Source organism: Streptomyces sp. NBRC 110611 (assembly GCF_001590865.1).
Lineage (GTDB): Bacteria > Actinomycetota > Actinomycetes > Streptomycetales > Streptomycetaceae > Streptomyces.
The window spans coordinates 291,095-300,859 of sequence record NZ_BBUY01000007.1 but is presented as its reverse complement, the minus strand read 5'-3'; the positions used below and the strand labels follow the sequence as shown (position 1 = coordinate 300,859).

10 protein-coding genes are annotated in these 9,765 nt (G+C 73.7%); 2 read left to right on the top strand and 8 right to left on the bottom strand.

The window, feature by feature from the left end:
* Nucleotides 1-62: 62 nt before the first annotated feature.
* The gene (locus AZE13_RS18405; protein ID WP_066932562.1) at nt 63-260 is read right to left on the bottom strand and encodes a hypothetical protein; all 198 of its coding nucleotides are present in this window, start codon (nt 258-260) and stop codon (nt 63-65) included.
* A 55-nt stretch (nt 261-315) separates the two neighbouring features.
* On the bottom strand, nt 316-777 hold the full coding sequence (locus tag AZE13_RS18400) for an Asp23/Gls24 family envelope stress response protein (RefSeq protein WP_066932561.1): 462 nt from the start codon (nt 775-777) through the stop codon (nt 316-318).
* A gap of 215 nt (nt 778-992) precedes the next feature.
* Between AZE13_RS18400 and AZE13_RS18395 the strand changes: the two genes are divergently transcribed.
* On the top strand, nt 993-1,763 hold the full coding sequence (locus AZE13_RS18395) for a hypothetical protein (protein ID WP_066932560.1): 771 nt from the start codon (nt 993-995) through the stop codon (nt 1,761-1,763).
* A gap of 54 nt (nt 1,764-1,817) precedes the next feature.
* Here AZE13_RS18395 and AZE13_RS18390 read toward each other — a convergent pair whose 3' ends face one another.
* From AZE13_RS18390 to AZE13_RS18365, 6 genes are all read right to left on the bottom strand, one after another.
* On the bottom strand, nt 1,818-2,597 hold the full coding sequence (locus AZE13_RS18390) for an enoyl-CoA hydratase/isomerase family protein (protein ID WP_066932553.1): 780 nt from the start codon (nt 2,595-2,597) through the stop codon (nt 1,818-1,820).
* A gap of 112 nt (nt 2,598-2,709) precedes the next feature.
* Nucleotides 2,710-2,931, bottom strand: a complete 222-nt coding sequence (locus tag AZE13_RS18385; RefSeq protein ID WP_043263790.1) for a helix-turn-helix domain-containing protein — start codon at nt 2,929-2,931, stop codon at nt 2,710-2,712.
* 396 nt (nt 2,932-3,327) lie between these two features.
* Nucleotides 3,328-4,926 carry an ABC-F family ATP-binding cassette domain-containing protein gene (locus AZE13_RS18380; protein WP_066932551.1) on the bottom strand — a complete coding sequence of 533 codons (1,599 nt, stop codon included), beginning with the start codon at nt 4,924-4,926 and terminating at the stop codon, nt 3,328-3,330.
* A 216-nt stretch (nt 4,927-5,142) separates the two neighbouring features.
* A complete protein-coding gene (locus AZE13_RS18375; protein ID WP_066932549.1) occupies nt 5,143-6,615 on the bottom strand; it encodes a hypothetical protein in 1,473 nt (490 codons plus the stop codon).
* A gap of 206 nt (nt 6,616-6,821) precedes the next feature.
* Entirely contained in the window at nt 6,822-7,946 is a 1,125-nt protein-coding gene (locus AZE13_RS18370; RefSeq protein ID WP_066932547.1) for an alpha/beta hydrolase, read from the bottom strand.
* A gap of 145 nt (nt 7,947-8,091) precedes the next feature.
* Nucleotides 8,092-8,763 (bottom strand): class II aldolase/adducin family protein, encoded by a 672-nt coding sequence (locus AZE13_RS18365; RefSeq protein ID WP_066932542.1) that lies wholly within the window; start codon nt 8,761-8,763, stop codon nt 8,092-8,094.
* Between the two features lie 339 nt (nt 8,764-9,102).
* Between AZE13_RS18365 and AZE13_RS18360 the strand changes: the two genes are divergently transcribed.
* Nucleotides 9,103-9,765: inorganic phosphate transporter (locus AZE13_RS18360; RefSeq protein WP_147264678.1), on the top strand; the 663-nt coding region annotated here is incomplete at its 3' end.

Sequence of the window (9,765 nt, the reverse complement as noted above, 5' to 3'; positions counted from 1 at the left end):
CCCGCCGGTACACCGGCGGCAGCGGCGGGCGGGGCCGCCTGGTGGACGGCTGCCACCCGGCCTCACCGCCGCCGGTCGTCGCGGTCGCCGGTGCGGGTGCGGAAGAAGTCGCCGGCCTCCCAGTCCCCGTCGAGGAACCGGCCGGCCACGAACCCGATGGCGCCCAGCGCCGCCACCACGACAAAGGCCCCGAAGCCGCCGAAGTATCCGGCGAAGCCCAGCGCCATCCCGGCCACCAGACCGGCCACCGCCATGCTCATCGTGCGCTCCTTCGCTGTCGCGGGCTCCCGCACTGCCGCCGCGGGGCGGACCTGATCACTGGAGCCGCGGCTCCGCTTCCTCGTCCTCGTCCGCCTCGTCGGGCAGCTTGACGTCGCTGACCGCGATATTGACCTCGACGACCTCCAGGCCCGTCATCCGCTCCACGGCGGCGATGACGTTCTCGCGGACGGCCCGTGCGACATCCGCGATGGCGACGCCGTAGTCGACCACGATCTCCAGGTCCAGCGCGGTCTGCACCTCGCCGACCTCGGCCTTCACCCCGCGTGTGGCGCTCGCGGAGCGTCCGCCGCCGGGTACCCGTTCCCGTACGGCGCCGAGCGTGCGCGCCAGGCCGCTGCCCATGGCGTGCACGCCGACGACGTCCCGGGCCGCGAGGCCGGCGATCTTCTCCACGACTCCGTCGGCGATGGTGGTCCGCCCGCGCTCGGCGGGGTCGCCGCCGCCCCGCCTGACCGGGGTCCTGGAGCCCTCTGTCTGCTGCTGGGTCTCGCTCATCGCCGTGGTGCCCCTTCCGCGGTGTCCCTGTCCGCCGGGAGGAGCGGGCGGCCCGCTCCGCTCCCCACAGTAGGCGGGGTTGTCCGGGGCCGCTCCGGGGACGCGGCAGTGGAGTGCCCCGGGCCGTACGGCGCCACGCCCTGCCGTACGGGCCGGTGTGCGGCAGGCTGGTGGCGTCCCACCGGGCGGGGCTTCCTACGGAAAGGGGTGACGCGGTGGCCGCGAACCGGCTGACGCAGACCGTGCGGGAGCAGCTCGGGGCCGGCCGGGTGCTGCCGCTGGGCGGGCCCGCGGACGGGTCCTGGATCACCGAACGGGCCGCCGTCGGCGCGCTGCGGGCGGCCGTCGGGGCACCGGCCGGTGCCCGGATCGGCCGGCTGCGGCTGTCGGTCGCCGACCCCGGGCACGCCCCGGAGCCGGTGGTGCCGCCCCCGCCGAGCGCCCTGCCGCCGGGCCCGCTGCGGATCGACGCAGCCATCGACGTGCCGGTCGTGATGGGGGCACCGGCCGCCGCCACGGTCCCGGACCGGCCGCTGCCCGAGGTCGCCGACCAGGTCCGTGCGGCGCTGCTGGAGGCGTCGGTCCGGGACCTGGGGCTGGTGGTGAGCGTGGTGGATCTGCTGGTGAGCGGGCTGGTGGAGGCGCCCGGAGAGGCGGTGACGCCTCCGGGCGCGGCGCCGGTGTCACCACCGCCGGTGCCTCCCGGTGAAGCGGCGGCGACGCCTCCGGGCACGGCCGGCGCCGGGGGCCCGGAGGGGATCGCGGCCGTGGCACGGGAGGTGCCGGGGGTGGCCCGGCTGACGCCGGTGCTCGGCGGCCTGTCCCGTCCGGTGCGGCCGGCCGGCGGCCATGCGCTGATCCAGCTCGCGGTCGCGGCGGGGTACCGGGCGCTGGACGTCAGCAGCGCGGTACGGCATGCGGTGGCCGCCGCGCCGTCCGCGCCGTCGACGATCGCCGTGCTGGTCACGGCCGTCGAACAGCAGTGAGGCGGCGGCCCGGGAAGCCATGCGCTCCCCGGGCCGCCGCCGCATATCACCGTCTCAGTCGCCCACTCCCGCGAGGTCACGCAGGCGGCGGGCCTGTGCGGCGCGTTCGGCGGTGCGCTGCTCCTCGTACGTGCGGCCGCCGGCGCCGGCCAGCAGGGCCTTGGTCTCGACGACGGCGTCGCGCGGCGCGGCGAGGAGTGCGGCGGCCAGGTCGGCCACCGCGGCGTCGAGTTCGTCCCGGGGGACGACGAGGTTGGCGAGGCCGGTCCGCTCGGCCTCCGCCGCGTGGACGAACCGCCCGGTGGCGCAGATCTCCAGCGCGCGGGCGTAGCCCACCAGTCCGACGAGGGGGTGGGTGCCGGTCAGGTCCGGTACCAGACCCAGGCTGGTCTCGCGCATGGCGAACTGCACGTCGTCGGCGACCACGCGCAGATCGCAGGCGAGCGCGAGCTGGAAGCCCGCGCCGATGGCGTGCCCCTGCACGGCGGCGATGGACACCAGGTCGTTCCGCCGCCACCAGGTGAACGCCTCCTGGTACTCGGTGATCGTGGCGTCCAGTGCGCTGTCCGTGCCGCGCGCCAGATCGATGAACGACGGCTCGCCGTCGAAGCCTTCGGGCGTGAACGCCTGGCGGTCGAGCCCCGCGGAGAAGGACTTGCCCTCACCGCGCAGCACCGCGATCCGTACGCTTCCCGGCAGCAGCGAACCCGCCTCGGCCAGCGCCCGCCACATGGCCGGCGACTGCGCATTGCGCTTGGCCGCGTTGGCGAGGGTCACCGTGGCGATGGCACCGTCAACGGTGAGCCGCACACCGTCCTTGTCGAGCAGAGTCATGAGCGCCTCCGAGTCAGCCGACCGCACCTGAGTGCGTAAGTGACTGAACGGTAACCCCCCGGCCGGCCATGCGGCAGGCCGGGGGTACCGCTGCTACCCGGAGTCGCGGACGTCAGACCGAGGCGGCCTTCTTGCCCCTTGTGGCTCCGCCACGACCGCGCAGGACCACACCGGATTCGCTGAGCATCCGGTGCACGAATCCGTAGGAGCGGCCGGTTTCCTCGGCCAACGCCCGGATGCTTGCCCCGGCGTCGTACTTCTTCTTCAGGTCTGCCGCGAGCTTCTCGCGCGCGGCGCCGGTCACCCGGCTGCCCTTCTTCAGAGTCTCGGCCACCCGTGCCTCCTCGTGGGAAGTGCGCTCTGGACTCTCATGATCACCCCTACCAGGCTTCCTGGCCACCCATTCCGCAAGGTCTGTACGACAGACTTTGCCGTCGGATGCCCGGAAACTCGGGCTGGAATCTCTCATTCCGGCCGGTTGCCGAGCCGTCCGGGAACCGACTTCTCCGAGAAGTGGCAGGTCAGATGGCCTACGGAGCGAGCGGAAGCAGAACGGGGGCGGGGCGCGGGCCGGGCGGCGCAGGCTCGCCGGTGTACGAGCCGTTCTCACTCAGATGATGGATCACACATGGGCCGAATGATCCATACGGCGTGATCCCCCGCCATGACCGCTCCGGCGCCCCGGACCCGGTACGCCCGGCGCCCGGCCCGGGTCAGGCGCCCTGCCGGGTCAGGCCAGCGCGACCAGGTCCGCGTAGTCCTGGCCCCACAGGTCCTCGACACCGTCGGGCAGCAGGATGATGCGCTCCGGCTGCAGCGCGTCCACCGCTCCCTCGTCGTGCGTCACCAGGACCACCGCGCCCGTGAACGTGCGCAGCGCGCCGAGGATCTCCTCCCGGCTGGCCGGGTCGAGGTTGTTGGTGGGCTCGTCGAGCAGCAGCACATTGGCGGAGGAGACGACCAGCGTCGCCAGCGCCAGCCGGGTCTTCTCACCGCCGGAGAGCACCCCGGCCGGCTTGTCGACGTCGTCACCGGAGAAGAGGAAGGAGCCCAGCACCTTCCGGACCGCGACCAGGTCCATGTCCGGGGCGGCGGAGCGCATGTTCTCCAGGACCGTACGGTCCGGGTCCAGGGTCTCGTGCTCCTGCGCGTAGTAACCGAGCTTGAGGCCGTGGCCGGGCTGGACCTGCCCGGTGTCCGGCTGCTCGACGCCGGCCAGCAGCCGCAGCAGAGTGGTCTTGCCGGCACCGTTCAGGCCCAGGATGACGACCCGGGAGCCCTTGTCGATGGCCAGGTCGACGTCGGTGAAGATCTCCAGCGAACCGTAGGACTTCGACAGGCCCTCGGCGGTCAGCGGGGTCTTCCCGCACGGCGCCGGGTCCGGGAAGCGCAGCTTGGCCACCTTGTCGGCGGCACGCACCGCCTCCAGACCGGCGAGCAGCTTGTCGGCGCGCTTGGCCATGTTCTGCGCGGCGACCGTCTTGGTGGCCTTGGCCCGCATCTTGTCGGCCTGGGAGTTGAGCGCCGCGGCCTTCTTCTCGGCATTGGCCCGCTCGCGCTTGCGGCGCTTCTCGTCGGCCTCGCGCTGCTGCTGGTAGAGCTTCCAGCCCATGTTGTAGACGTCGATCTGCGACCGGTTGGCGTCCAGGTAGAACACCTTGTTCACGACCGTCTCGACCAGGTCGACGTCGTGCGAGATGACGATGAAGCCGCCGCGGTAGGTCTTGAGGTAGTCGCGCAGCCAGACGATGGAGTCGGCGTCGAGGTGGTTGGTCGGCTCGTCGAGCAGCAGGGTGTCGGAGTCCGAGAAGAGGATCCGGGCCAGCTCGACACGGCGCCGCTGACCGCCGGAGAGGGTGTGCAGCGGCTGGCCGAGGATGCGGTCGGGCAGGCCGAGGCTGGCGGCGATGGTCGCGGCCTCCGCCTCCGCGGCGTACCCGCCCTTGGTGAGGAACTCGGTCTCCAGGCGCTCGTACTTCTTCATCGCCTTGTCGCGGGTGGCGCCCTTGCCGTTCGCCATCCGGTCCTCGTTCTCGCGCATCTTGCGCAGCACGGTGTCCAGACCGCGGGCGGACAGGATGCGGTCGCGGGCGAGCACGTCCAGGTCGCCGGTGCGCGGGTCCTGCGGCAGGTAGCCGACCTGGCCGGCGCGGGTGACCGTACCGGCGGCGGGGATGCCCTCCCCCGCCAGGACCTTGGTGAGGGTGGTCTTGCCGGCGCCGTTGCGGCCGACCAGGCCGATGCGGTCGCCCTTGGCGATACGGAAGGAGGCGGACTCGATGAGAACGCGGGCGCCGGCGCGCAGCTCGAGGCCGGAAGCGGTGATCACGGGAAAAGCTCCAGGGCAGGAAGACGGCGGATTGGACGGACGGTCCGAGAGCGGTCTGCGCCGTCTAATGAACCCAGAGGAGAACTGCCATAGCAGGCAGTCTAACGGGCCGGTGCAAGCGGATTTTCTGGGTGGCGGCCAATGTGACCCTCCCCATAGTTCCGTGATCAGTTCCCTGGTCACGGGTGCGGCCCGCACCCGTGACGGCGCGGGCCGTCAGCCGAGCGCAGCCGAACCCGTATGCACCTGGAACGCCGCCCGCCGAACCGCCTTCGCCAGGGCCGGATCCGGATGGGCCGCGGCCAGGGCCACCAGTACCTGGACGGTACGGGGGTGACCGACGGCGCGTACCTCCTCCAACAGGCGCGGCACCGAGCCCTGGACCGCCGAGTCGAGGTGGCGCACCAGCAGCTGGGTCTCGCCGTGGTCGGCGACGGCCGCCGCGGTGTCCACCCAGAGCCAGGTCGACTCCTCGCGGGTGAGCACATCGGGCGCGGTGTCCGGGTCGCCGCCCTCGTGCTCGACCAGCCACAGCAGGGCGTACGGGCGCAGGCCCGGCTCGTCGGCCGCGGCGCGTACGGCGGCCTCGGCCGGTGCGCCGACCGCGCGCAGCGCCTCGAAGGCCAGGCCGCGCAGGAGTGCGTCCTCGCCGCGGGCCACGGTCAGCAGCTCCTCGACGGCCGCGCCCACGGAGCGGGCGGCGAGCCACGCGCGGTACTCGGCGCGGGCCGGCCCCGGGGTCAGCCGGGCGCTGCCGCGCAGCATCGCCTCGGCGGACTGCTCGATATGGCCCGCCGGGCTCTGCGCGGCCACGCAGATCTGCTCCAGCTTGATCCACACCGACCAGTTGCCGAGCGGTGTCAGCTGCGCCTCGGACGCGTCGTGGGCGCCCTGGTAGGCGCCGTCCGGTGCGCCGTGCGGCGGCACCAGCGCGCCGACCGTGAGCAGCGCGTCCAGGGCCCAGCCGAGCAGCCCGGCCAGCGACGCCCCCGCGGCGTCGCCGGCCTCCGCCCCGGTGCCGCCGTCGGCCGGGCCGGGCGCGGAGTCCGGCCCGTACGGGACCTCGCAGCGTTCCGTACGCAGTTCGGTGACGCGCTGCTCCAGCATGTCCAGCAGCACCGGCAGCCGGACCGGGCCGGCCGACAGGTGCAGCAGGGACAGCAGCTGCGGCAGCGCCTCGACGACCTCGGCGATGAGCGCGGGCCCGGCACCCGGCGGTGCGGGGCGGGCCAGTGACCAGGCGTCGAAGAGCGCGACCCAGCCGCGCAGCACCGCCGTGTCGTCGCGGTCCCAGGCGCGCAGCCGCCAGCCGGGGCGGGCGAGGCCGTCGTGGAGTTCGACGAGTCCGGCGAGCCGGGCCCGGTCCCAGTCGGTGCGGACCTGTTGCGGCGTCAGGCCCAGGGCCTCGGCGGCGCGTTCCACGGCGGGCGCGGGGAGCGCGCAGTCCTGTCCGGCGCGCAGTCCGCCGCCCGGGCCGGCGACGGCGGCGCTGTCGGCCCAGCGGGCGAGCCGGGCGGCGCCGGCCAGCACGGCGCGGGCCTGACGGGCCAGCTCCGAGGGCGGCGGAGTGCCCTCGGGCGGGCGGGGCGCCGGGCGCTTGGCCCGGGTGGCGACCGCCCGGCGGGCGGCCGTGACAGGTTGACGGGGGACGAGTCGGAGCCTGGAGTCGCGCGGAGTACGGGACGTCACAGGAGCAGTCTTGCGGCTGACGGCCCGAAAGCCCAATCGGACGACGGATCACGGTCCGACGGCCGCACCCCACCCGGCCGTCGCACGCCCGATGTGGGGAGTTGTCCGCCTGTACACCCCGGCGTCACCGGGCCGGGGCGGCCGGGGGCCGGTGCATGAGAGCGGTGAGGCACTACAGGGGAGAGGCAGGAGAGGCACTGGAGGCACTACATGAGAGGGGTGAGGAAGCGGCGCAGGGCCTCTTCGTAGCGGGGCGGGTCGACGTTCCACATCGCGGCGTGCGGTGCGTGCGGGACCGCGTGCAGGGTGATCAGCCCGGCGCGGCGGGCCGCGAAGGAGCGGGAGGCCGCCCAGGGGGCGATCAGGTCGTCGGGGCCATGGAAGAGCAGGGTGGGGACGGTCAGCGCGGCCGGGTCGGCGGCGTCCGCGGGGCGGTGGACCGGCATGCCCGTGGTGCCCTCGGCGGCGCGGACGACCAGCGGCAGCAGGGCGCGCGGCACGCCCCGGGCGGCGGCCAGCGCGCGGACCGTGGCGTGCCGGTCGAGGACCGGCGAGTCCAGGATCAGTCCGCTGATGCGGTCGCGCAGCGCGGAGCGGGCGGCGGCCCGCAGGGCCATCGTCGCGCCAACGGACCAGCCGTGGAGGACGACGGCCCGGGCGCCGTAGCGGACCGCGTAGCGGATGGCCGCGTCCAGGTCGCGCCATTCGGTGTCGCCGAGGTGGTTGATGCCGTCGGTGGTGCGGGGCGCGCCGAGGTCGTTGCGGTAGGCGAGGTCCAGGACGGGCAGCCGGTGGCGGTGCAGGAAGGGCATGACCACCATGGGGTGTTCGCGGGTGGTGCCCAGGCCGTGGGCGGTGATGACCCAGGTGTCCCGTACGCCGGGGACGAACCAGGCGGGGAGGGGCCCGAGTTCGCCGGGGATGTCGATGTCGGCGCAGTCCAGGCCGAGTGCGTCGCGGGGGTTGCCGATGTGCACCTGTGGGGTGAGCCGCATCCGGCTGCCCGGCCTGAGGGTGCCGTGGGTGACCCGTTCCAGACGGCGTACGACGGCGTCCACGGGGTGCGGTCCGCGGACGACGGAGCCGATCACGGCGTGGCAGCCGGCGCCGGTGAGGCCGTAGGTGCCGGGCCGCAGGGACACCAGACTGCGGGTGAGGGCGATCCGCTCGTCGCCGACGGAGTGCACGGTGAGGCGGGAGTCGCCCGGGAGGGGGTGTTCGGGGGACGGCTTCAGGGCGATGTCGCCCGCGTAGCGGCCGACCGCCACGGCGGCCGCCCCGGCACCGATCGCGCTGAGGGCTGCCGTGGCCGCCGCTGTACCCGGACGCATCTCCTCAGTGTGCGCAGCGGGGTCGGGTGCGGCCACTCGGCGGAGCCCGCGGGGTGAGGGCCGCCGGGGCGCTGTGCCGGGCACTGTGCTCAGCCGCGGACCACCGGGCGCTGGGCTCGGCCCCGGAGGAAGCCGGGCGCTGCGCTCAGCCCCGGAGGCCGTCGCCGGGCTGGCCGTAGCCCGCCAGCCGTGCGCCGGCCGCGGCCAGCTCGTCGGCCGACAGCAGGCTGGGGGTGTGCCCCGGCACGGAGCGGGCGAGGAGCCAGACCCGGCACATCCACTCCAGCTGGGCGGTGCGGTCGAGGGCCTGGTCGAGGCTGTCGCCGTAGGTGAGGGTGCCGTGGTTCCGGAGCAGGGCTCCGGTGCGGTCGCGGAGCGCGTCGAGCAGGTGCGCGGCGAGTTCGTCGCTGCCGTAGAGGGCGTAGGGGGCGACGCGTACCGGCCCGCCGAGCGACGCGGCCATGTAGTGGACCGGAGGGAGTTCGGTGAGGAGGGTGGAGACGGCGGTGGCGTACGGGGCGTGGGTGTGGACGACGGCGGTGGCCGGGGTGCTGCGGTACACCGCCAGGTGCAGGGGCAGCTCGCTGGTCGGCCGGAGATGGCCGATGATCTGGCGTCCGTCGAGGTCGACGGCGGTGGTGTCGCCCGGTCCCAGCCGGTCGTAGGGGACGCCGCTGGGGGTGACGAGGATCAGGTCCCTGATGCGGCGCGAGACATTGCCGGACGTTCCGACGACGAGACCGTCGGTGACGGTTCTCCGGGCGGTGGCGACCAGTTCGCTCCAGGCGGCGGCGAGCGGGTCGGGGCGGTCCTTCATGGGTCCTCCGGCTCGGTGCGGCGACTTGGCGGTGCGGCGGAAGCGCGAGCTGCGGATGCGGTTCCGCCATCAGGTGACATTTATTACTGCTCCTCGTCCCGCCGGCCGTTGCGGGGCGGGCTCCCGGGTGCCCCTCCCCCTACCCTCGGCCCCGTGGGAGCGCTGCTACGACAGAGCAGAGGAAGGTGGCCGAAAGGTGAGGCGGAAGTGACGTGAGAGGCACCTCCGCGCGAACAGTGCGGCGACGTCACCACCGGGCTCGCTCCAGTTCACTTTCCGTTCACCCACTCTCCGTACGGTCCCCGGCGACACTGACCTTCGAACTGATTGCCTGGGTGAATGGAACACATCACGCTTCTCATCGGGATCGTGATCGTCACGGCCTTGGTGTTCGATTTTACGAACGGCTTCCACGACACGGCCAACGCAATGGCCACCACCATCTCCACCGGCGCCCTGAAGCCCAGGACCGCGGTGGCGATGTCGGCAGCGCTCAACCTCGTCGGCGCTTTCCTGTCCGTGGAGGTGGCCAAGACCATCTCCGGGGGGATCATCGATGAGACCGCCGGCATCAGACCCGAAGTGATCTTCGCCGGTCTGGTCGGCGCCATCGTGTGGAACCTGCTGACCTGGCTCGCGGGCCTCCCCTCCAGCTCGTCCCACGCGCTCTTCGGCGGTCTGATCGGTGCCACGCTGGTCTCCGTCGGCACCCAGGGCGTGCACGGTGACGCCGTGGTGATGAAGGTCCTGATCCCGGCGGTGGCCGCCCCGATCGTCGCCGGAGTGGCCGCGACGGCCGCGACCCGGCTGACCTACCGCCTGGCCCGCAACCGCGACGAGGCCGACACCGCCAAGGGCTACCGCGCCGGCCAGATCGCCTCGGCCGCCCTGGTCTCGCTCGCCCACGGCACCAACGACGCCCAGAAGACGATGGGTGTGATCACCCTCGCGCTGATCACCGGCGGCGTGGTCGCCCCGCACGCCGACCCGCCACTGTGGGTC